Source organism: Planococcus sp. TJ-301, assembly GCF_058268475.1.
In genome coordinates this window covers 1-21,543 of record NZ_JBZDOH010000005.1, presented here as the reverse complement: position 1 = coordinate 21,543, position 21,543 = coordinate 1, and the positions used below count along the sequence as shown (strand labels likewise).

At 48.7% G+C, this 21,543-nt stretch carries 20 protein-coding genes, 1 rRNA gene and 1 riboswitch; all 21 genes read right to left on the bottom strand.

Going from position 1 to position 21,543, the window contains the following annotated elements:
• Positions 1-3: 3 nt before the first annotated feature.
• Positions 4-2,211, bottom strand: a complete 2,208-nt coding sequence (pcrA, locus tag AC4EHJ_RS15900; protein WP_490976646.1) for a DNA helicase PcrA — start codon at positions 2,209-2,211, stop codon at positions 4-6.
• Between the two features lie 37 nt (positions 2,212-2,248).
• Positions 2,249-2,950, bottom strand: a complete 702-nt coding sequence (gene pcrB, locus AC4EHJ_RS15895; RefSeq protein WP_490976585.1) for a heptaprenylglyceryl phosphate synthase — start codon at positions 2,948-2,950, stop codon at positions 2,249-2,251.
• Positions 2,951-3,091: 141 nt separating this feature from the next.
• Positions 3,092-3,412 (bottom strand): YerC/YecD family TrpR-related protein, encoded by a 321-nt coding sequence (locus AC4EHJ_RS15890; RefSeq protein ID WP_135505830.1) that lies wholly within the window; start codon positions 3,410-3,412, stop codon positions 3,092-3,094.
• A 35-nt stretch (positions 3,413-3,447) separates the two neighbouring features.
• Positions 3,448-4,497 (bottom strand): DUF3048 domain-containing protein, encoded by a 1,050-nt coding sequence (locus AC4EHJ_RS15885; protein WP_490976584.1) that lies wholly within the window; start codon positions 4,495-4,497, stop codon positions 3,448-3,450.
• 2 nt (positions 4,498-4,499) lie between these two features.
• A complete protein-coding gene (locus AC4EHJ_RS15880) occupies positions 4,500-6,233 on the bottom strand; it encodes an adenine deaminase C-terminal domain-containing protein (RefSeq protein WP_490976583.1) in 1,734 nt (577 codons plus the stop codon).
• A gap of 365 nt (positions 6,234-6,598) precedes the next feature.
• Positions 6,599-7,189, bottom strand: coding sequence for an N-acetyltransferase (locus AC4EHJ_RS15875; RefSeq protein ID WP_490976582.1), 591 nt, complete (start codon positions 7,187-7,189; stop codon positions 6,599-6,601).
• A 206-nt stretch (positions 7,190-7,395) separates the two neighbouring features.
• A complete protein-coding gene (gene purD, locus AC4EHJ_RS15870; RefSeq protein ID WP_490976645.1) occupies positions 7,396-8,646 on the bottom strand; it encodes a phosphoribosylamine--glycine ligase in 1,251 nt (416 codons plus the stop codon).
• A 14-nt stretch (positions 8,647-8,660) separates the two neighbouring features.
• Positions 8,661-10,196: a bifunctional phosphoribosylaminoimidazolecarboxamide formyltransferase/IMP cyclohydrolase gene (gene purH, locus AC4EHJ_RS15865; RefSeq protein WP_490976581.1), complete on the bottom strand. Its 1,536-nt coding sequence runs from the start codon at positions 10,194-10,196 to the stop codon at positions 8,661-8,663.
• Between the two features lie 32 nt (positions 10,197-10,228).
• Complete coding sequence (gene purN / locus AC4EHJ_RS15860) at positions 10,229-10,801, bottom strand: phosphoribosylglycinamide formyltransferase (protein WP_490976580.1); 573 nt, start codon at positions 10,799-10,801, stop codon at positions 10,229-10,231.
• A complete protein-coding gene (gene purM, locus AC4EHJ_RS15855) occupies positions 10,791-11,852 on the bottom strand; it encodes a phosphoribosylformylglycinamidine cyclo-ligase (protein ID WP_490976579.1) in 1,062 nt (353 codons plus the stop codon). Before purM ends, purN begins: the two co-directional genes overlap by 11 nt.
• Positions 11,853-11,864: 12 nt before the next feature.
• Positions 11,865-13,286, bottom strand: coding sequence for an amidophosphoribosyltransferase (gene purF / locus AC4EHJ_RS15850; RefSeq protein ID WP_490976578.1), 1,422 nt, complete (start codon positions 13,284-13,286; stop codon positions 11,865-11,867).
• On the bottom strand, positions 13,262-15,490 hold the full coding sequence (gene purL / locus AC4EHJ_RS15845) for a phosphoribosylformylglycinamidine synthase subunit PurL (RefSeq protein WP_490976577.1): 2,229 nt from the start codon (positions 15,488-15,490) through the stop codon (positions 13,262-13,264). Before purL ends, purF begins: the two co-directional genes overlap by 25 nt.
• The gene (purQ, locus tag AC4EHJ_RS15840; protein ID WP_290213257.1) at positions 15,474-16,157 is read right to left on the bottom strand and encodes a phosphoribosylformylglycinamidine synthase subunit PurQ; all 684 of its coding nucleotides are present in this window, start codon (positions 16,155-16,157) and stop codon (positions 15,474-15,476) included. The genes purL and purQ overlap by 17 nt, the downstream gene beginning before the upstream one ends.
• Positions 16,154-16,408 (bottom strand): phosphoribosylformylglycinamidine synthase subunit PurS, encoded by a 255-nt coding sequence (gene purS / locus AC4EHJ_RS15835; protein WP_290213258.1) that lies wholly within the window; start codon positions 16,406-16,408, stop codon positions 16,154-16,156. Before purS ends, purQ begins: the two co-directional genes overlap by 4 nt.
• On the bottom strand, positions 16,405-17,121 hold the full coding sequence (gene purC / locus AC4EHJ_RS15830; RefSeq protein WP_490976576.1) for a phosphoribosylaminoimidazolesuccinocarboxamide synthase: 717 nt from the start codon (positions 17,119-17,121) through the stop codon (positions 16,405-16,407). The genes purS and purC overlap by 4 nt, the downstream gene beginning before the upstream one ends.
• 15 nt (positions 17,122-17,136) lie before the next feature.
• Positions 17,137-18,432, bottom strand: coding sequence for an adenylosuccinate lyase (gene purB, locus AC4EHJ_RS15825; protein ID WP_490976575.1), 1,296 nt, complete (start codon positions 18,430-18,432; stop codon positions 17,137-17,139).
• A gap of 16 nt (positions 18,433-18,448) precedes the next feature.
• Entirely contained in the window at positions 18,449-19,573 is a 1,125-nt protein-coding gene (gene purK, locus AC4EHJ_RS15820) for a 5-(carboxyamino)imidazole ribonucleotide synthase (protein WP_490976574.1), read from the bottom strand.
• Positions 19,570-20,058, bottom strand: coding sequence for a 5-(carboxyamino)imidazole ribonucleotide mutase (purE, locus tag AC4EHJ_RS15815; RefSeq protein WP_490976573.1), 489 nt, complete (start codon positions 20,056-20,058; stop codon positions 19,570-19,572). Before purE ends, purK begins: the two co-directional genes overlap by 4 nt.
• A gap of 140 nt (positions 20,059-20,198) precedes the next feature.
• Positions 20,199-20,298: riboswitch (purine riboswitch) on the bottom strand.
• A gap of 85 nt (positions 20,299-20,383) precedes the next feature.
• Positions 20,384-20,572 (bottom strand): NETI motif-containing protein, encoded by a 189-nt coding sequence (locus tag AC4EHJ_RS15810; RefSeq protein ID WP_490976572.1) that lies wholly within the window; start codon positions 20,570-20,572, stop codon positions 20,384-20,386.
• The gene (locus AC4EHJ_RS15805) at positions 20,569-21,120 is read right to left on the bottom strand and encodes a DUF2179 domain-containing protein (protein ID WP_490976571.1); all 552 of its coding nucleotides are present in this window, start codon (positions 21,118-21,120) and stop codon (positions 20,569-20,571) included. The genes AC4EHJ_RS15810 and AC4EHJ_RS15805 overlap by 4 nt, the downstream gene beginning before the upstream one ends.
• Before the next feature lie 306 nt (positions 21,121-21,426).
• Positions 21,427-21,542: ribosomal RNA gene (gene rrf / locus AC4EHJ_RS15800) — 5S ribosomal RNA — on the bottom strand.
• Position 21,543: the final 1 nt, after the last annotated feature.

Genomic DNA, 21,543 nt, shown 5'->3' with positions numbered 1-21,543 from the left:
TGCTTATTCTTTTTCAATCGGTGCAAACTTCGCCAATAGCCGCTTGATGCCGACCGGGCTTGGGAAGGCGATATCGAGCTCGACCTGTTCGCCTTCACCTTTGACGTTGACAACAGTGCCAGTGCCCCATTTTTTATGCGTCGCACGGTCGCCCGCTTTCCAGCCGAGCTTGTCTCCGCCAGATTGTTTATAGGCAGGGCGTGTGACCGCTGCGCGCTTCGGCGACTGCCTGTAACTCGTAGCCGCGCCGGCACGGTGGTTCGCGAATGTCGGCTCAATCAATTCTTCTGAAATTTCGCTGATGAAACGCGAAGGCATATTGTAATTGCTTTTACCGAACAGCGTACGCGAAGTTGCGTGCGTCAAATACAGCCGTTTCTCTGCGCGGGTGATGCCCACATAAGCCAGGCGGCGCTCTTCTTCCAGCTCATCGTCGTCATTATTCGAACGCGAGTGCGGAAAAACGTTTTCTTCAAGCCCGATGATGAAGACGACTGGGAACTCCAGCCCTTTTGCAGCATGCATCGTCATCAAGATGATTGGTCCGTCTGCATCTTCATCGTCATCGAGTGAGTCGATATCGGAGATCAATGCGAGATCCGTCAAGAACGCAACCAGCGATTTGTCATCGCTTTGTTTTTCGAATGCCTGTGTAACGGACAGGAATTCGTTCAAGTTTTCCAACCGGCTTTCGCCTTCGATTGTTTTATCGTTTTGCAGCATTTGGCGGTAGCCTGATTTTTTCAGCACTTCCTCGACCAGCTCTGTGACCGACAAGTATTCCTGCATTTGTGTGAAGCCGTTGACCATTGTGTGGAATTCAAGTGCGGTCTGCGCAGTCTTCGGCGTCAGCCCCATGAAATCAACTTCCTGCAGCGAATCCATGATGGTGCGGTCTTGGTCAATCGCGAAACGGGCCATCTTCTCGAACGATGTCGCACCGATTCCCCGTTTTGGTTCATTGATGATGCGCGCTAGCGACAAGTCGTCGTCATTGTTTGCAATCAGCCGCAGATACGCCAGCAGATCCTTGATTTCTTTGCGGTCATAGAACTTCGTTCCGCCGACGATTGTATAGGACATATTCGACTTGACGAACATTTCTTCCAGTATCCGTGACTGTGCGTTTGTGCGGTAAAGGATTGCGAAATCGGACGTTTTATAGCCTTCTTCTTGCATGAGCTTTTGGATTTCCTGCACAACGTATTGCGCTTCCTGCCGCTCGTCCCCTGCTTTATGCAAGGTAATCGCCGGGCCATCTGCATTGTCTGTGCGCAGCTCTTTCGGGTAGCGGCTTGTATTTTTCTTGATGACATCATTCGCTGCCTGCAAGATCCGCTTTGTCGAACGGTAATTTTGTTCAAGCATGATGACTTTCGCGTTCGGATAATCTTTTTCAAAAGACAGGATATTCGTGATATCCGCCCCGCGCCAACGGTAAATAGACTGGTCAGAGTCGCCAACAACGCAAATATTCTTGAACTTGCTCGCCAGTTTCTGCACCAATTGGTATTGGGCATTGTTCGTATCCTGGTATTCATCGACGTGGATATAATGGAATTTATTCTGGTAATATTCCAGCACTTCCGGCACCTTGTTGAATAAAGTCAAAGTCGTCATGATCAAATCATCGAAATCGAGCGACTGGTTTTTCTGCAGCCGCTTCGCGTATGCCGCATAAACTTCCGACACGGTTTTTTCGTACGGATTATGGGCATTCATATTAGCCGCAAACTCTTCAGCTGTAATGCATTCATTTTTCGCAGAGGAAATCGCGTTCAGCATGGTCCGGGGCTCGAATTTCTTCGGATCGAGGTTCAGCTGTTTTAAAACATTTTTAATAACTGTCAATTGGTCGGTCGTATCCAAAATTGAAAAGTTTTTCGAAAAGCCGATGCGGTCGATATCGCGGCGCAAAATACGTACACACATCGAGTGAAACGTAGACGCCCACATGCGTTGGCCCGTACCATGGCCAAGCAATCCGTCAATCCGGTTGCGCATTTCACGCGCCGCTTTATTGGTAAAAGTGATCGCGAGGATATTGGAAGGGTAAACTTGCTTTTCCAATACCAAATAAGCGATACGGTGTGTTAGCACACGCGTCTTGCCTGACCCTGCACCCGCCATTATCAATAATGGCCCTTCGGTTGCTTGTACGGCTTCTGCCTGTTCGGGATTCATCCCGTTCAATAAACTATTTGTAATCATTTCCACTGTGCACCACCTCGAACGTCTGTTCTTTTTATTATAGCGACTGCTTGTCCATTTCCGCAACCGCCTGAACGGTCGCAATCGCGTTTTCTATATTTTCATAAATGATATTTCCGACAACAATCGTATGCGCCGCACCGGCCATCTCAATCGCTTTTTCAGCGCCATCGATGCCGCCGCCGTAAAATAGCCGCGTTTTGGACAGGACTTCTTTCACTTCAGCCACCAATTTCGGATCGCCGTAAACTCCGCTGTATTCCAGATAAAAAATCGGCAGCCGGAAAAAATGTTCCGCCATCCTCGCGTAGGCAATAACATCTTCCGTCGTGAGCTCCGTGTCGGCCTGCGTCAGATTTGCAGCCTTGCAAGCGGGGTTCAAAATGCAATAGCCTTCGGGAATCAATTCATCCCAATCCATGATTTCCCCATATTCCCGTATTGCTTCATGATGCAGCCCTTTGACCCAACGCGGATCTTCGCTGTTCAGTACGGTCGGGATGAAATAATAATCGAATCCGGGCGCCACCGAATCGATCGTCGAAACTTCGAGCACAGCCGGTACATTATACCGGTGGACGCGCACCATTAAATCCAAGACATTGTCGAGTGTGACATTATCGCTTCCGCCAATCAAGATGGCATCAGTCCCAGATTCGCAAATTCGTTCCAACTGTCCATCCGAAATCGGCTTAGCCGGATCCAGTTTGAAGACATGCCGCCATGTATGGAAGTCCACATTCATCCACCTAACTATAAATCGTATTTCATCTCTCCATTATAACAAAAAAAAGGGGGCTATCCCATAAGTCTGATATTCGACTTATGGGATAGCCCCCTTTTCAAACGCTGCGCCTAGCAAAACGGCTGCACGATGCGGTCAGTCTGTTGGCAGCTGGAATGGTTTTTCTTCCGGATAAAGCCGGCCAAGCATCTCGTCGTACCCGTCGTTGCCGTAATTCAGGCAGCGGCGCACACGTGAAATCGTCGCCGTACTTGCACCGGTTTCGTTTTTTATTTTTTCGTAAGTTTTTTTCAAGCGCAGCATACGGGCGACTTCCAAACGCTGGGACAGCGATTGGATTTCACTGATGGTGCATAAATCATCGAAAAAACGATACGCTTCTTCTTTATCTTTTAACGCAAGGACTGCTTCTATTAATTGGTCTGTCTGATTTCCACGGATCTTATCAACCTGCATGCGGCATAACCATCCTTTCATTTCTGCCCTTTTTGTCAAGGGGTGTAGCGGACTGATTGTTCCATTCCGGGATCGGTGGGCACGATATGGATCCACGTCTTCCCCGGAACGAGTTCGACCGTCTCGTTGTTTGCGGCCGGAATGAGCATGCCGCCTTGTGAAATCCACTCTATTTCACGGACACCGCCGCTTTGGAAAAGCAACGCTTTCCCTCCGCTTTCAAGGTCGATCGACTGCCGCCCTTTAGCGTCAATCGTCTTGTGGTCCGCCTCGAACACCAGGACATTTGCAACTTCTGTCTGCTGCAGCGTCTCTTTATCGACCGTCGGAATCCCTCCCGAAGACCGCTTATAGCGCTGAGCTGTTTCATCGTACGTAAAGGCGCTTGTAAAATTAGGGTCTTGCCCATACCTTACTTCAAGCGTTGATGCCTGTTCCGATATTTTACCATTTCCGGTGCCCTTAAAGAAAGCATAAGGTGCTTTAGTGCTGTAATCGGGTGAAGCGTCCGTCATTTCCATTCCGATTTTGATATTCTCATATGTGATATAGGAATTATGCGGCGCAATCCGGTCGGTCGAGCGCTGGAATAGCGACCCGTCGTAATCGATGCCGTTGATATGATCAACCATACCCGACTGCAGCATTGTGTATGCTTCCGGACTATAGCCATGGGCAACGAAAAAAGCGTCATATGCAGCCGCCAGTCCAACAAAATATTCGCGGGCGCTGCGAATCGGCCCCATTTCTTCAGGGAATGTACTTTGGTATAAAGCCGATAAACGCGTGATGTTGTATTCCGCGATAAATTCAAAGACGATATCCGCTTCATTCAAGCCTGTTTGCGGCCGCGCATCCGGATGGTTATTGATGACTGCCATTACCGGACGGCTCGTGAACGGACCGCCTTCCACTCTTCCCGTGAACGGCGCAAAGGCCTGCGCGCCCGGCTCTTCGCCAGGTTCCGCAGGCTCCTCCTGTCCATTTTCAGGTTCTTGTTCTTGATCTTTTTGCATCATCCAGTAAACGCCGCCTGCCCCGATTGCCAGCAACAAAACAATGATTGCGATTGTCCACTTTTTCATGGCTACTGCCTCATGAATGCGGGAAACAGGATTTTTTTATTCATAACGTCATAAATTCCTCTTTGCGTTATCCGCACATACGGCAAATGTGTAGCCTGCAAGAACAGCAGCGTGTAGATTGCGTCGCCGTGTTTATAGCCACGCTCTCTTAACGCCTGTTTCAATTCCTGTTCTTTCGGTATCAATTGTTCCATCGGCAAGTCGGACAGCGTCCCGCCGATTGGCAGCGGCAGCGAGCAGACCATTTCACCATCTTCCATGAGAACGATTCCACCCTTCATGCGCTTCACTTCTTCGAAAGCGGCCTTCATATCTTCCCGGTTTTTGCCGATCAAGATAATGTCACCTGTATTCGAGTAAGAAGATGCGAATCCGCTGACGCCAGAGGCAAAGCCTTTGATTAGCGTATTGACCCGCCATTTCCCGTGCTTGTCCAAAAGCATGAGAAAACTTTCCTCATGCTTTTTTGACAACTGGCCATCGTGTGTATCGACGCTCACCGAATAAGGCTTCGTGATGACATCGTTGACCATTTCAATACCGAATGGCATCGAAAACTGGAAATCGTCTTCTGTCAGGTCGAAATTCAAGTTTAAATCAGGCAGCACTGACCAATCCACTGCGGGAAGCGAATACACTTTCACGCCCTCCCTCTTCAGCCAAACGCCTTTTGAAATGACGCCCGATGGCACAGGATTGCTAGGAGTATCCAGGATATTGATGTTGGCATATCTGCCGGTCGCTATCAAGCCGTGCAGGCTCGTGACATTGTAATACCGCGCTACATTATAAGAAGCCATCATATATGCGTCGATTTCCGGTACTCCTGCCTCTAAAGCAATTTTAATGCACAGGTCCATTACGCCGTCCAAATGGAAAGCCGGCGTCGAGCCATCAGTCGTCATCATCAATTTGTCAAAAACGTTCAAGTCGCGTTCCACGATTTCCTTCAGCAATAGAGGCAGATCTGGACGAATTGAAGAATGGCGCAAGGTTACGCCGTAGCCATGCAATAAACGAGCTTCGACTTCATCAGCTGTCATCGATTCGTGGTCTCCGTCAGCTCCTAGCAATTTCATCTTCGCAAGCGTCTTCTCCGAAGCTCCTGGAAAATGCCCTTCTATCTTCTTCAGCCCTATTTTCGCTTTCTGAATCCAATACAGCATCTGATCGTCGCCAGCCATCAATTTTGGCCAGCCCGTCAATTCGCCGCCCAACAAAACATCCGGACGGTCGAGCCATTCCCCCACGGATTTGGAAGTGAACAATTTATCTTCATCGAGCAATTCCGTCTGTGAATCAAAACGCGTCCACCAATAGAATGTAAACGGCAGTTCCGCAATTTTATCCAGTAATGAAAACGCTTTCTCATTTTCCAATGACAAAAACAATGTCAGGTTGTCAGATAAGAACGACGTCGTCCCGCCTTGCGCCGCGTAATCGGCAAATGTCTGAGGGTTGTATAGCTGGAATGGGTGGACATGGGGTTCAATATAACCCGGCACGAGCCATTTCCCTGCCATGTCTTGGACTTCTGTGGAATTGCCGATCAAGGGCATGTCTTTGCCTGCATAAACGATGCGATCGCCTTTTATCCATATATTACCAGTAACCCATTTCTTGAAAATACCATGCAAATATGTAGCGTTTTTCAGCACAAGATCCGGCGAGGCCTCTTTTGTAATAATTTTAAGTTGTTCCCTGATTTCTCTATTTCTCCATAACGGATTCACCATTGCCGGCACCTTCTTTCAATCTATTTCCATACATAATATCGTAGCATAACAATGCATTAAAATACAGGCAAGACTGTATAATATTAGAACATTCAGATTAGATTTTGACACAAAAAATCCATTATATTCTATTTTAGAATGGAATATTTCTTTATACCGCTTCGGACGCCTTGGGTATGGCTCTGCCAAGAAATTTCTTGATAAGGAGCAAAACAGCGGAGACGCCTGCGGGGCAGCGTAGCTGTTTTGCTCCTTATCAGCAGTGAAATATTAATAGTTCAACTTATATAACTAATGCTTAAGAAGCGGACAAAAATAAAACCTGCGCAGAATGGATTCTGCGCAGGTTGGTATTAAAATGCTGATTAGTTTGAGATTGGCTTGTTGAACGGGTCGAGGACGTTGTCTTTTTCCTCTTCTTCGAACGTCAGGACCTTCGATACCGGCTCATATGATTCGCCGTAGAAATGAGTATCTTTATACGTGTGGATTTCACCATACATTCTCTTCATTGCTTCGAAAATTTCTTCTTCTGTTTCGTTGTTCGGAGCCCAATACAGGATCTCCATCGAGTTTTGTTCGCCTGTCGCGAGTGAACGGCGGCAATAGCCGATCGAAGCGGCGTGCTCGAAACCTTCACGCGCATAGAAGCGAAGGCGCTTTTCACTGTCTGTATCTTCATAGTCTACAGGTTCGACTTCAAGGATGATCGGCTTTTTCTTATCTTTCAGGAATTGCAAAGCTTTTTTCCCAAGCCCGCTGCCGCGTGATTCTTTTGAGACAAATAAATAATCGACAAACGAGAACGTCGGAAACTCTGCAAACATCAAGACATGATGAGGACCCTCGTCTTTAAAATAAACACTGCCTTTTTCTTTTAAAAGCGAGTCCATATGTTCTTTCGATTTCATTTCTTCTACCGGGAAATACTGATTTAATTTTTCGTACCAATTCATAAATGTTGCTCCTTCCGAAATTTGATGCCCTGCTGATTTTACACGGAGTCTGGTTTGACTAAGTCAATCTGAAGTGTGGTTTAGAGGTAAAAGTGGGCTGTTGAAAATCCTCAACTATTATTCAATATCCCAAGGGCGGGATAATGAAAAAAAATGACACATTTTCCTAAGAATTTGTGTCACGTAATATTATACCATATGGAGTCTTACATTGCACGCCAGCCGATATCTGAACGGAAGAAGAAGTCTTTCCAATCAAGCTTGCCGAGCTCCTCGTAGACCTTGTGCTGGGCTTGTTGGAGGTCTTCTCCAGCAGCAGAGACGAAAAGCACTCGGCCGCCGTTGCCGGCAAAACCGCTGCCGGTTTTTTTCGTGCCGGCATGAGTGACTTCGACGCCTTCCAGTTTCGCTATGTCAGGAAGCAGCGCACCTTTTTGAACAGAATCCGGGTAGCCTTCGGCCGCTACAACGACGCCTAATACAGAGCGGTCATCCCATTCCAGCTCAAATGGCCGGCTGTCTAGGATGGCGTCCATGAACAAACCGAAATCCGATGCCATGCGCGGCAGTACGACTTGCGTTTCCGGGTCGCCGAAACGCGCATTGAATTCGATTACTTTCGGCCCTTCCGATGTCAAGATGATGCCGGCATAAAGAATGCCATTGAAGGGAGTCTCTTCTGCTGCCATCGCTTTAACCGCGGGCTGCACAATTTTAGCGTACGTTTCTTGCACCACCGATTCAGGGATTTGCGGCACTGGCGAATATGCACCCATGCCCCCTGTGTTTGGGCCGCGGTCACCATCAAATGCCCGCTTATGGTCCTGTGAAATTGGCATCGGGTAAATTTTTTCCCCGTAAACGAATGACATGAACGAGAATTCTTCGCCGTCCAGGAATTCCTCGATAACAACACGCGAACCTGACTCACCGAATTTCTCGCCTTCTAGCATATCATTGACCGCCGCAATCGCTTCCTGTTCGGACATGGCGACAACGACGCCTTTTCCTGCTGCCAACCCATCCGCTTTGATGACGATCGGCGCACCGTGTCGGCGGATAAACTCAATCGCTGCTCCGGTTTCCGTAAACGTCTCATAAGCAGCTGTCGGGATATTCGCTCTATCCATCAACTCTTTGGCAAAAGCTTTGCTGCCTTCAATCTGCGCTGCAATTTTTGTAGGGCCGAAAATGCGCAACTGGCGTTTTGTAAACCAGTCCACAATGCCTTCTGCAAGCGGCTGTTCGGGGCCAACAAATGTAAAGTCGATTTCATGTTCTACAGCAAAATCGCTTAATGCCGCAAAATCCATTTCATCTATTCCGATCAGTTCCGCATCGCCTTGCATGCCGTCATTACCGGGAGCGGCATAAACGCGGCTGATCGAGGCGGACCTTGAAAACTGGCGGGCAATCGCGTGTTCCCGGCCGCCCTTGCCTATTACCAAAACCTTCATCATTTACACCCCGCTTAATGTTTGAAATGGCGTACGCCTGTAAAGACCATCGCTATGCCGTATTCATCAGCCTTGTCGATCGACTCCTGGTCCTTTTTCGAACCACCTGGCTGGATGATTGCTTTGATGCCTGCTTTTGCTGCCGCTTCAACTGTATCCGCCATCGGGAAAAATGCATCCGATGCCATTACAGCGCCGCGAGCCTGCTCGCCCGCTTGCTCAAGCGCAATCTTCGCCGCTCCGACACGGTTCATCTGGCCAGCGCCTATGCCAAGCGTCATATTCGAATCACATACTACAATAGCGTTCGATTTCACATGTTTCACTACGTTCCAGCCAAGTTTCAGCGCTTCCAGTTCTGCTTCGTTCGGCTGGCGCTTCGTCGCCACACGGATGTCGGCGTCTTCATAGCCGTAAGTGTCTGGCTGTTGCACGAGTAAGCCGCCTTCTACGGCCGTAATGTTCCATTTGTCCTGACGAGCATGGCCAAATGGAATTGTCAGCAGACGGATGTTTTTCTTCTGCATCAAGATTTCAAGCGCTCCATCCGAGAAAGATGGCGCGATGACGATTTCAAGGAAAATCGTGCTCAAAGTCTGTGCCGTTTCAGCGTCCACTTCGCGGTTTAGCGCCACGATGCCGCCGAAAATCGATGTCGAATCGGCTTCGTACGCTTTCGCGAACGCTTCCGCAATCGTGCTGCCAGTGCCGACGCCGCATGGATTCATATGCTTGACCGCTGCCGCTGCTGGCATGCTGAATTCCTTGATGATCTGCAGCGAGGCATTGGCGTCTTGGATATTATTATAAGAAAGCTCTTTGCCGTGCAATTGAGTGGCGTTGGCAATCGAGAAATCCGAGCCCAATGCATTGCGGTAAAATGCCGCTTTCTGGTGCGGATTTTCACCATAGCGGAGAGGCTGCGCCAATTCGTATGTAAGCGTCAGCGATTCCGGATATTCTTCTCCGATCAATTCCGTCAAATAATTCGAGATGTAGGAATCATATGCCGCTGTATGGCGGAATACTTTAGCTGCCAGGCGGCGCCGTGTTTTCGGCGTCGTCGCCTGCTGGCCATTCAATTCTTCAAGAACTGCTGCATAGTCGGATGCATCCACGATCACTGTAACGTACGCGTGGTTTTTTGCTGCGGACCGGAGCATCGTCGGTCCGCCGATATCGATGTTTTCAATCGCATCATCCACCGAGACATCCGGTTTCGAAATGGTTTCGCGGAACGGATAAAGATTGACGCATACGATATCAATTGGATTAATTCCATTTTCTTTCATTTGAACTTGGTGGCTTTCATCATCCGGTTTTGCCAGCAAGCCGCCGTGGATTAACGGGTGAAGCGTCTTGACGCGCCCTTCGAGGATTTCAGGGAATTTCGTAATTTCGTCCACTGCCGTGATCGCCACGCCATTGTCTTCTAAAAAGCGCTTCGTGCCGCCTGTCGACAAGATTTCATAGCCCATTGCCGATAACTGCTGTGCAAACTCCAATATTCCAGATTTATCCGATACACTCAATAACGCCCTTTTCTTCACTGTCAGTCCTCCTAAAAATAAAACCGGTGAAATCACCGGCTGAATAATTGCTGTAAAGTTGCAGGATATAACCGGTGTTCAATTGCGTGGATTTGATTTTCAACTTCTGCTCGGCCGCGCCCCGCTACAGGAAAAGTTTCCTGTGCGATGATCGAACCGGTGTCCATGCCTGCGTCGACGACATGCACCGTCACGCCCGCCTGCTCTGCACCAGCAGCAAGCGTCTGCCCGATTGCGTCTTTGCCGGGGAAAGCCGGCAATGCCGAAGGGTGGATATTGACGATGCGGTTTTCAAACGCGGAAAGCAGCATCGGGCCAATCAGCCGCATAAAGCCGGCCAGCACAATCCATTCCACTCCGAGATCCAACAACTTGCCTTTCAGCATTTCTTCGTACATAGCTTTCGAGCCGTATTCTGCTGGATTGAAAGCGAACGGCTCAATGCCCATTTTCTGCGCCCGTTCAACGACAAAAGCCTGTGGCTTGTCGGTCACCACAAGCACCAATTCGGCATGGAGTTCGCCGTTTTGTATTGCGTCTGCAATCGCTTGGAAGTTCGAGCCGTTTCCAGAAGCGAAAACAGCGATTTTCGGTTTATTCGCCATCGAGGGTGCCGTCCTGTTCCCCCGTAAATTGAACGCCGGTTTGCGCGGATACGGTGCCGATGCGATACGCCTGTTCGCCGCTCGCCAGCGCCGCTGCCATCACTTGCTCTGCTTGTTCCGGCGCAACCGCCAGCACAAAGCCGATGCCCATATTGAAAACGGAATACAAATCGCGGTCAGCCAACCCGCCTTTTTCCTGCAGCATGTCAAAAATGCGCAGCACTGGCCAAGAGCCCAGCTCGATTTCAGCGCCCAAGCCTTCAGGCATCATGCGCGGCAAGTTTTCGATAAAGCCGCCGCCAGTGACATGCGCCATTCCTCGTACTTCTGCAGCGCCCATGATGGCTGCCACAGTTTTCGCATAGATTTTGGTCGGGTTCAGCAATTCATTGCCGATCGGTCCTAAATCTTCGAAGCCTTCAATAATTTGGTCCAGCTGGAAACGGTTTTGTTCAAAAACGATGTGGCGCACCAATGAATAGCCATTGGAATGGATGCCGCTTGAAGCCAGTCCGATCAGCACGTCGCCAGCCCGTATTTTCTCGCCGGTCACGATATTCGACTTTTCTGCAGCTCCAACGGCAAAACCGGCAATGTCGTATTCATTTTCATCGTAAAGACCCGGCATCTCAGCCGTTTCCCCGCCGATTAATGCGGCGCCGGATTGCACGCAGCCATCCGCAACGCCTTTGACAATCTGCTCGATTTTTTCAGGAACCGCTTTTCCGACTGCAATATAGTCCAGGAAAAACAACGGTTCGGCTCCTTGCGCAACGATATCGTTGACACACATCGCTACGCAGTCGATGCCGATCGTGTCGTGCTTATCAGCCATGAAAGCGAGCTTCAGTTTCGTGCCGACTCCGTCCGTACCGGACACAAGGACAGGTTCTTTCAGCTTCAGTTCAGATAAATCGAACATGCCGCCGAAACCGCCGAATGTCCCCATCAAACCTTTTCGAGCTGTACGCTCGACATGGGATTTCATGCGATTGACCGCTTCATAGCCTGCCTCGATATTGACGCCTGCTTTTTCATATGCTTTTGACACACCGGTTCCCCCTTATTTCACTTTTTCTTTTTCATGCGGCAAGACAGTATCCGGATAGATACTCGTCGGATAATCCCCAGTAAAACACCCTAGACAATGCCCGCATTTCGAACCTGGATCTGTACGTCCAATGTTTTGGACCATGCCCTCTATTGATAAAAACGTCAGTGAATCCGCACCGATAATTTCACGCATTTCTTCTATTGTATTGTTCGCTGCGATCAATTCACCGGAAGTTGAAATATCGATGCCGTAAAAACACGGGCTCTTAATCGGCGGTGAAGAGATGACCACATGCACTTCCGTTGCTCCCGCCTCTTTCAATAACTTGACGATGCGGCGGGAAGTCGTGCCGCGCACGATCGAGTCATCGACCATGATAACGCGTTTCCCTTTCACCACTTGGCGAACCGGAGACAACTTCATCTTGACGCCTTGTTCGCGTAAATCCTGCGATGGTTGAATGAAAGTCCGGCCAACATAGCGGTTCTTGATCAATCCGAGTTCGTACGGAATGCCGCTCTCCTCTGAGTAGCCGATTGCCGCTGAAATGCTTGAATCCGGCACACCGGTCACAACGTCCGCATCTATATGAATTTCTTTTGCTAATTGTTTACCTAGGCGTTTGCGGGCAGAGTGGACATTGATGCCATCAATATCGGAATCCGGACGCGAGAAATAGACATATTCCATCGTACAGATTGCTCGCTCTTCCGGATATGCGAAGCGTTCAGCGCGCAAGCCGTCGTCCGTAACAACAAGGAATTCCCCAGGTTCGACTGAACGGACAAATTCCGCTCCAACAATGTCGAACGCGCATGTTTCAGAAGCTACAACCCATGCATCTCCCAATTTCCCAAGAGACAAGGGGCGCAAGCCGTTCGGGTCAAGCGCGACGTACATCGCTTCTTCAGTCAAGATGACACAAGCAAAAGCACCTTTTAAAAGCGATAGCGCATTCTTTGCTTTTTCTTCAAAAGACTCGTAGCCGCTGCGCTTGATCAGATGCGCCAGCACTTCAGTGTCGGACGTTGTCTGGAAAATGCTTCCTTGCCGTTCCAAATGGCTTTTCAAGTGGTTGGCGTTGACTAAATTTCCGTTATGGGAAATTGCCAAGCTGCCAGTTGTCGAATTGAACAATAGCGGCTGGACATTTTCAATGCCGCTGCCGCCGGCTGTTGCGTATCGAACGTGTCCGATAGCACCGGTTCCAGCTATTTTTTCTATTTTTTCCGGAGAAAAAACTTCACTGACCATGCCTTCGCCTTTTAACGCAGATAAAGTGCTTTTGTCCGTCGAGACAATTCCTGCACCCTCTTGGCCTCGATGCTGCAAGGCATGCAGTCCATAATACGTAAGCTGAGTTGCATTAGCATGGCCCCAAATTCCAAAAACGCCGCATTCTTCGTTTAAGCTTCTGATTTCAGCAAGCATGGGATAGCTCCTTTCCAGGCTGAGCGAAGCGTATCGACCGAATCGTTGATCCACGCCGTTCCATCTTCGCTATTGATCACTAGTGTATTGTTGTTTGTGACCGTTCCGATTTTCTTGGCGTCAGTTACGATGTCTTCGAATTGTTCCGCGTTAGCTGGAGAAACAGTAAGGATAAAACGGGATTGCGATTCACTGAACAACGCTGTTGTCGCAGAGCCGGAAAGCGTTGCTTCAATTCCAAGTCCGCTGCCGAAAGTTTTTTCAGCCAATGCCACTGCAACACCGCCTTCTGAGACGTCATGTGCCGAAGCGACCAGCCCTTGCTGAATTGCCGATAAGATCTGCTTTTGGCGTTTCGCTTCCACTGTCAAATCAATCGCTGGCGCTTTGCCGAAAATGCGTCCTTCGATCATTTTCTGCAGTTCACTACCGCCGAATTCCGTGAAGCTTTCACCAATCAGATACACCAAGTCGCCGGCTTTTTTGGCGTCTTGCGTCGTTACATGCTTAAGGTCTTCCACTAAGCCGACCAAACCGATTGTCGGCGTCGGGTAAATCGCTGTACCGTTTGTTTCATTATATAAAGAGACGTTGCCGCCGATTACAGGTGCATCGAGGATTATACAAGCTTCAGACATGCCGTCTGCCGCTTTTTCCAGCTGCCAGAAAATTTCAGGCTTTTCGGGATTCCCGAAATTCAGGCAATCCGTGATCGCCAGCGGTTTCGCGCCTGACACGACGACATTGCGCGCTGCTTCGGCAACGGCGATTTTGCCGCCCGTTTCCGGATCCAAATAGATATAGCGTGAATTGCAATCCGTCGTCATCGCCAAGCCTTTATTCGTGCCGCGCACGCGGATAACTGCTGCGTCCGAGCCTGGGCTAACCACGGTGCTCGTGCGCACTTGATGGTCGTATTGGTCATAAACCCATTCTTTCGACGCAATCGTCGGCTGCTGCAATAAATTCAATAACGCTTCGCTGTAGTTGCCGACTTTCGGTTCCACGTTTTCCAACTGCTGGTATGCGGTGAAATAAGCAGGGACGCTCGATGGCTTGTGGTAGACAGGGGCGTCTTCAGCAAGAGCATCAACCGGCACTTCCGCGACCACTTCCCCTTTATGCAATAAACGCAAAGTTGAATCATCAGTAACGGTACCGACTGTCACTGCGTCCAAACCGTATTTCTCGAAAAGCTCAACAATTTCCGGTTCGCGGCCTTTTTTCACGACGATCAACATGCGCTCTTGGGATTCCGACAACATCATTTCGTACGCTGTCATGCCTTTTTCGCGCTGTGGTACGTGGTCAAGGTCCATTTCAATGCCAGATCCTGCTTTTGAAGCCATTTCTGCTGAAGATGATGTGAGTCCAGCTGCTCCCATGTCTTGGATGCCGACTAGGGCATCGGATTTCACCAATTCCAGGCAAGCTTCAAGCAGCAGCTTCTCCATGAACGGATCCCCTACTTGCACAGCCGGGCGTTTTTCTTCAGATGCATCTGTCAATTCCTCGGAAGCGAAAGTCGCTCCGTGGATGCCGTCGCGCCCTGTTTTGGCACCGACGTACATGACCGGATTGCCGACGCCGGAAGCGACGCCTTTTTGGATGTCTTTGTGATCGATCAAGCCGACGCACATTGCGTTGACCAGTGGATTGCCTTCGTAGCAAGCGTCAAATTGGATTTCTCCGCCGACGGTCGGGATGCCGATGCAATTGCCGTAGCCGGCGATGCCCGCTACCACTTCTTCAAACAGATACTTCACACGCGGTGTCGTCAATTCACCGAAACGCAGCGAGTTGAGCATTGCGATCGGGCGTGCGCCCATCGAGAAGACATCGCGGATAATGCCGCCGACGCCAGTTGCCGCGCCTTGGTACGGCTCGATGGCTGACGGATGGTTGTGCGATTCCATTTTGAAGACGACTGCCTGGCCATCGCCAATGTCTACGATGCCGGCGCCTTCGCCCGGCCCTTGCAGCACGCGCGGCGCTTTTGTCGGGAACTTCGCCAAGACAGGCTTTGAATTTTTATACGAACAATGCTCTGACCACATAACAGAAAACAATCCGGTTTCCGTGTAATTCGGCGTTCTGCCGAGAATCGATTCCACCATGGCGAATTCTGCATCGGACAAGCCCATCTGCTGATAAATTTTCTGTTCTTTGATTTGTTCAGTATTTGGTTCAAGCATGAGTGACATGTGATTCCCTCCACTGTTTTACGATTGATCTAAATAATCCCAATCCGTCGCTGCCGCCGATCAAATCGGAAACTGCCCGCTCCGGATGCGGCATCATGCCCAGCACGTTGCCTTGCTCGTTGATGATTCCCGCAATATTGTTGCGGCTTCCGTTAAAATCATCTTCGTAAGTGAAGACAATTTGATCATTCGCTTTCAATTTTTCATACGTCTCATCGTCGCAGTAATAATTTCCTTCGCCATGGGCGATTGGAATTCTGATTTCCTGGCCTTGTGTATATTGGTTCGTGAACATCGTATTGGCGTTCTCCACCTTCAAACCGACCGTGTGGCACATGAACTTCAAGTTTTTATTGCGCAGAAGCACTCCAGGCAAAAGCCCCGCTTCTGTCAAAATCTGAAAGCCGTTGCAAATGCCAAGAACCGGTTTCCCGGCCTCAGCCGCCTTCTTCACTTCGCCCATGATCGCCGAAGTTTGTGCAATCGCTCCGCATCGCAAGTAATCACCGTAAGAAAATCCGCCCGGCAATAAAATCCCGTCGTATTTGCTCAAATCGGTCGAATCATGCCAAACGTATTCTGCTTCTTCACCAAGTTCATCCTTGACCGCGTGGTACATATCCAAATCACAATTGGAACCAGGAAATACTATTACCGCGAATTTCATTGTGAGACAGCCTCCTCGATTTCGAAACGGTAATCCTCGATTACCGTATTCGTCAATAACCTATGGCACATTTCGTTGACCAATGCGTCGACATCTTTTTCGCCATCCGCAATCATCAGCTCCAAGTACTTGCCGATCCGAACATCTTCCACTTGGCCGTAGCCCATTTTATGAAGTGATCCCATTACTGCCGAGCCTTGTGGATCCAAAACACTTTCACGCAAAGTGACGTAAATTTTTACTTTTTTCATGAATGTTGTCCTCCCAGTTTGGATAAAATGAGTTCATACGCATCTGTCAAGTTGCCAAGGTCCCTGCGAAATACATCTTTATCGAGTTTCTGTTTAGTTTCCATGTCCCATAAGCGGCACGTATCCGGAGAAATTTCATCCGCCAGCAAAATAGCACCGTTGTCGTCCCGTCCGAATTCGATCTTGAAATCGATCAGCTGCACACCGACTTCTTTGAAAAACTGAATCAGTACTTCATTGACTTTCAATGCTTTTTCCCGAAGCTCCAGTACTTCCTGCGGCGTTGCGAGCCCAAGGAGCTGAATATGGTCTTCGGTGATCAAGGGATCGCCTAGTGCATCATCTTTATAATAGAATTCAACAACCGGCTGGTTGAGGACAGTGCCTTCTTCCAGCCCAAGGCGTTTTGCCATGCTGCCAGCCACTACGTTCCGCGCCACCACTTCAATCGGAATGATGGACACTTGGCGTACCAGCTGTTCGTGGTCAGACAATTGCTTGACGAAGTGAGAAGCGATTCCCGCCGTCTGCAATTTTTCAAAAAGCAGTGATGTGATTTTATTGTTCAGCGTGCCTTTGCCGGCGATTTCCGCTTTCTTTTCGCCGTTGAATGCTGTTGCTGAGTCTTTGTATTCCACCCATAAAATGCCTTGTTCGTCTGTTGCGTATAAGCGTTTTGCTTTGCCTTCGTACAATAGCTGACCCTTTTCCATGTTCAAAGCCCCCGTTTAGTTTAATCCAAGTCGGTTGAAAATCATGTCCACTTGCTGCAAGTGATGGTTGTAATCGAAGCAATCATCCAGTTCTTCTTTAGACAACTGGGACGTGATCGTGCTGTTCGCTTCCACGATTGTGCGGAAATGCGTCTGGTTTTCCCAAGCTTCCATCGCACAAGGCTGTACTGTATCGTATGCCGCTTCGCGCGCCATGCCTTTGTCGATCAACGCCAGCAGCACGCGCTGCGAATAAATCAAACCAAGTGTCGAATCCATATTGCGCTTCATGTTGTCCGGGAACACCGTCAAATTCTTCACGATGTTCGAAAAGCGGTTCAGCATATAATTCAATGCAATTGTCGCATCCGGCAAAATCACACGCTCTGCAGATGAATGCGAAATGTCGCGTTCGTGCCATAGCGAGACGTTTTCGTAAGCTGTAATCATATAGCCGCGGATCAAGCGGGCAAGGCCCGTCATATTTTCAGAACCGATCGGATTGCGTTTATGCGGCATTGCCGAAGAACCTTTTTGCCCTTTCGCGAAAAATTCTTCCACTTCGCGCGTTTCCGATTTTTGCAGGCCGCGGATTTCCGTCGCGAATTTCTCGATTGAAGAACCGATCAATGCCAGCGTACTCATGTACTGTGCATGGCGATCACGCTGCAGCGTCTGAGTTGAAATCGGAGAAGCTGCTAAGCCAAGCTGCTTGCAGACATATTCTTCAACAAAAGGATCGATGTTCGCATACGTGCCGACAGCGCCGGACATTTTACCAGTCTCGATCGATGCCGCAGCTGCTTCAAAACGTTCCAGGTTGCGTTTCATTTCTTCGTGCCATAAAGCTAATTTCAAGCCGAATGTCGTCGGCTCCGCGTGCACACCATGCGTCCGGCCCATCATGACCGTCATTTTATGCTCTTTTGCTTTATTCGCCAGGATTACAATGAAGTTCTCCAAGTCTTTGCGGATGATTACATTCGCTTGTTTGATCAAGTAAGATAGCGCCGTATCCACGACGTCCGTCGAAGTCAGGCCGTAATGCACCCATTTACGCTCTTCGCCAAGCGTTTCTGAAACCGCTCGAGTAAATGCCACAACATCGTGGCGCGTCTCTTCTTCGATTTCCAAAATCCGGTCTACTGAAAACGAAGCGTTCTGACGGATTTTTGCAACATCCTCTTTCGGGATATCCCCGATTTCTGCCCAAGCTTCACAAGCCAAAATTTCAACTTCCAGCCAAGCATTATAGCGGTTTTCTTCTGTCCAAATCGCGCCCATTTCAGGTCGTGTATAACGTGCTATCATAATCCATTTCCTCCAATTATTCCGACCAGATGCCGGATTCGTCAATTTCTTTCAATGTTGTTTCTAAGTTATCGGTCAAAATGGTCACATGCCCCATTTTCCGTTTATGCTTCGCTTCGTCTTTGCCGTATAGATGAATCGACCAATTCGGGTAGCGCGCTATTTTCGTTGTCAGCGGCGCAACATGCTCACCAAGGATATTGACCATCACCGTATCCGTCCACAGCTTCGGATCTCTCAGCGGCCAACCGCAGATGGCCCGAATGTGTTGATGAAACTGTGAGATATTGGTACCTTCTATTGAATAATGCCCCGAGTTATGCGGGCGCGGCGCCAATTCATTGACCATAATCTCACCATTTTCAAGCACGAACATTTCAACAGCCAAAGTTCCGACCATATTAAGGTGGCCTGCAATTTTCTCTGCTGCTTCCTGCGCCTTGCTGATGGTAGCATCAGCCACTCTTGCTGGCACAATCGTTTCGTGCAGAATGTGGTGCTTGTGAATATTCTCTCCAATCGGCAAAATTGCTGTGGCTCCGTGCACGTTGCGCTGGATGATCACCGAAATCTCTTTTGTGAAAGCGATGAATGCTTCCGCTACACAGGCTCCGTTCGCAAACAGCGGCTCCGCCAGTTGCAGCTCGGCAGCAGATGCAATAGTCTGCTGGCCTTTGCCGTCGTATCCGCCAGTTGCTGTTTTCACAACAAACGGATAAGCCATTTGCCCGCTTTTCTCGACCAGCTCCGCGTAATTGTCAGCCGAGATGTAATCGGCGATTGGAACACCAGCAGCCTGGATTGCCTGCTTTTCAAATATTCGGTTTTGCGTAATCCGAATCAATTCAGCGCCTTGAGGTATATAAGCAAGCTCCATCAATTTTTCCAATGCGCTAGCATCGATGTTTTCGAATTCATAGGTAATGACATCACTTGCTTCCGCCAATTCCTCTAATGCTTGAAAGTCGTTAAAAGGTGCGATGATTTCGATATCCGCAACTTGCCCGGTTGGTGAATCCATCCCCGGGTCAAGCACTGCGATTTTAAAACCGGCTTCCTTGGCAGCCAAAGCCATCATGCGCCCTAATTGTCCGCCGCCAATGATGCCGATTGTCTGTCCTGGCAAGATCGTTTTCGTCATAGGAGATCACCTGTGCTTTTCAAGACTTCATCATGCGTTCGATTTCTTCGGTCTTGAAGCGCTTTCGCTGCTTCAGGATCAACCGTGCCCAAAATCTGCGCCGCCAGCAATCCGGCATTTATCGCTCCTGCTTTTCCGATTGCTACAGTAGCAACCGGAACGCCGCCTGGCATTTGGACAATGGACAGCAGCGAATCCAGCCCGTTCAAAGCTTTTGACTGGACCGGCACGCCAATTACCGGTAATGTCGTTTTCGCAGCGACCATTCCTGGAAGATGTGCGGCTCCGCCTGCCCCTGCAATAATCACATGCAACCCGCGAGCTCTTGCTTCTTCCGCATAGGAAAACATCAAATCCGGTGTCCGATGAGCGGAAATCACCTTTTTCTCGTAACTGATACGCAATTCATCCAATACATCGCATGCATGTTTCATTGTTTCCCAATCGCTTGAACTTCCCATAATGACGCCGATTCGCGGATTCATATAAATACCTCTCCTTTAAACAGATAAAAGCCCTCAAATAAACTGCTCACATGACGTGAAAAGCAGTTTACTTAAGGGCTTGTTGATTATGAACGAATTTAAAAATGATGGCATAAAAGCGCACATCCTTCGCCAAGTCTCCGTAAGTTGCTTTCCCGCATAGTCCAGACATTCCGGTGTCCTGGTAGAAACGCAGAGGCCAATTCCTCTGCATATATGGGGTATCCTTAATAATCATAACAAGATAACTGAAATGAGTCAATCCTAAAGTCGAACGATTACTTGGTGTAATTTTAAATTGTTCGGTTTTTTCCATTGTATTTTGCTATTCTGTTATCCATGATCCTTTAAACTTAACAATTTGCCTAATCGGCACTGGTTTGCCATTGATTTCCTCGAAAAGGGGTTCTTCTTTGCGCCCAACTGCAGCATATCCTTGATCTTTCATCCGTTCGAGGCAATCCGTGATTGTTTCGCCCTCGCGAAGTTCGAACCATACAGTCTTTTTTGTCATTTAAACAGTTTTCCTTTCCGTACCGACTTGACCCAGAAACCGCCGTGGATATTTTTCGGTTCATACGACATCATGAACGCTTTGGGATCGATTTCCTTGATGGTGTCGTAAAGTTTTGTCTCCATCTTCCGCGGCGTGAGGATTTGCATCGTTTGGCGGCCGCCATCTCTGCCGGTGGCCTCCCAGTTGGTTACCCCATATCCTTTTTCACGTAAGATATTGGACAGGAAATTGCTTTCTTGCATTGTCGTGACATTGACCATAATATAGCCCAACGCCATTTTCTCTTCGATCTTCGAACCGACGATTACGCCTGAGCCGTAGCCAAGCGCATATGCGACAAGGTTTTGGAGTTGATCGAGGTTATCCAGCACCAATCCCAAACCGACGATGTAAATGACAGTTTCAAACATGCTTATGAATGCTGCAAAATACCGATGGCCTTTTAAAGTAAGGATTATGCGGATTGTCGAAATTGAAACGTATATGACATTTATCATAAAGATGATAAAGATCATCAGCCAAGGGTTGAAATCCAATTGCCCCATCCTTTCTAAATACTTATTAAAGATTTATGTTTCATACTATTAGAATTTATTCGCGAATGCAAGACAGAAGTTCAGTTTCCCCCTTTTTCAGAAAAGACTTAATGTTTTTGTAATAAAGGAAATCTAAAAAGTGCTTGTTGCAGCTACTAGCTTTTCCCCAGCATTTGGCTTTTTAGGATGAAAAGACAATAATATAGAAGGTTTTCGTTTTGCCATTCTCCGTATCATTTAGCGCTTAGTGATCCGGATGATATCTGGACGCACAAAAAAACCGCTGCCGGTTAAGGCAACGGTTTTCTTTCTCTAGACCAGCGACGTCCTACTCTCACAGGGGGAAACCCCCAACTACCATCGGCGCAAAAGAGCTTAACTGCCGTGTTCGGGATGGGAACGGGTGTGGCCTCTTTGCCATCATCACTGGAC

What these genes read in the sequence shown, in the direction of transcription:
- purE (WP_490976573.1), bottom strand. Translation starts at nt 20,058, where the DNA reads ATGAATCCGCGAATCGGCGTCATTATGGGAAGTTCAAGCGATTGGGAA.
- purL (WP_490976577.1), bottom strand. Translation starts at nt 15,490, where the DNA reads ATGTCACTCATGCTTGAACCAAATACTGAACAAATCAAAGAACAGAAA.
- purC (WP_490976576.1), bottom strand. Translation starts at nt 17,121, where the DNA reads ATGGAAAAGGGTCAGCTATTGTACGAAGGCAAAGCAAAACGCTTATAC.
- AC4EHJ_RS15880 (WP_490976583.1), bottom strand. Translation starts at nt 6,233, where the DNA reads ATGGTGAATCCGTTATGGAGAAATAGAGAAATCAGGGAACAACTTAAA.
- purK (WP_490976574.1), bottom strand. Translation starts at nt 19,573, where the DNA reads ATGACGAAAACGATCTTGCCAGGACAGACAATCGGCATCATTGGCGGC.
- purN (WP_490976580.1), bottom strand. Translation starts at nt 10,801, where the DNA reads ATGGCGAATAAACCGAAAATCGCTGTTTTCGCTTCTGGAAACGGCTCG.
- pcrA (WP_490976646.1), bottom strand. Translation starts at nt 2,211, where the DNA reads ATGATTACAAATAGTTTATTGAACGGGATGAATCCCGAACAGGCAGAA.
- purB (WP_490976575.1), bottom strand. Translation starts at nt 18,432, where the DNA reads ATGATAGCACGTTATACACGACCTGAAATGGGCGCGATTTGGACAGAA.
- AC4EHJ_RS15805 (WP_490976571.1), bottom strand. Translation starts at nt 21,120, where the DNA reads ATGGGGCAATTGGATTTCAACCCTTGGCTGATGATCTTTATCATCTTT.
- AC4EHJ_RS15890 (WP_135505830.1), bottom strand. Translation starts at nt 3,412, where the DNA reads ATGCAGGTTGATAAGATCCGTGGAAATCAGACAGACCAATTAATAGAA.
- purQ (WP_290213257.1), bottom strand. Translation starts at nt 16,157, where the DNA reads ATGAAATTCGCGGTAATAGTATTTCCTGGTTCCAATTGTGATTTGGAT.
- AC4EHJ_RS15810 (WP_490976572.1), bottom strand. Translation starts at nt 20,572, where the DNA reads ATGACAAAAAAGACTGTATGGTTCGAACTTCGCGAGGGCGAAACAATC.
- AC4EHJ_RS15885 (WP_490976584.1), bottom strand. Translation starts at nt 4,497, where the DNA reads ATGAAAAAGTGGACAATCGCAATCATTGTTTTGTTGCTGGCAATCGGG.
- AC4EHJ_RS15875 (WP_490976582.1), bottom strand. Translation starts at nt 7,189, where the DNA reads ATGAATTGGTACGAAAAATTAAATCAGTATTTCCCGGTAGAAGAAATG.
- purF (WP_490976578.1), bottom strand. Translation starts at nt 13,286, where the DNA reads ATGCTTGCTGAAATCAGAAGCTTAAACGAAGAATGCGGCGTTTTTGGA.
- purS (WP_290213258.1), bottom strand. Translation starts at nt 16,408, where the DNA reads ATGAAAAAAGTAAAAATTTACGTCACTTTGCGTGAAAGTGTTTTGGAT.
- purD (WP_490976645.1), bottom strand. Translation starts at nt 8,646, where the DNA reads ATGAAGGTTTTGGTAATAGGCAAGGGCGGCCGGGAACACGCGATTGCC.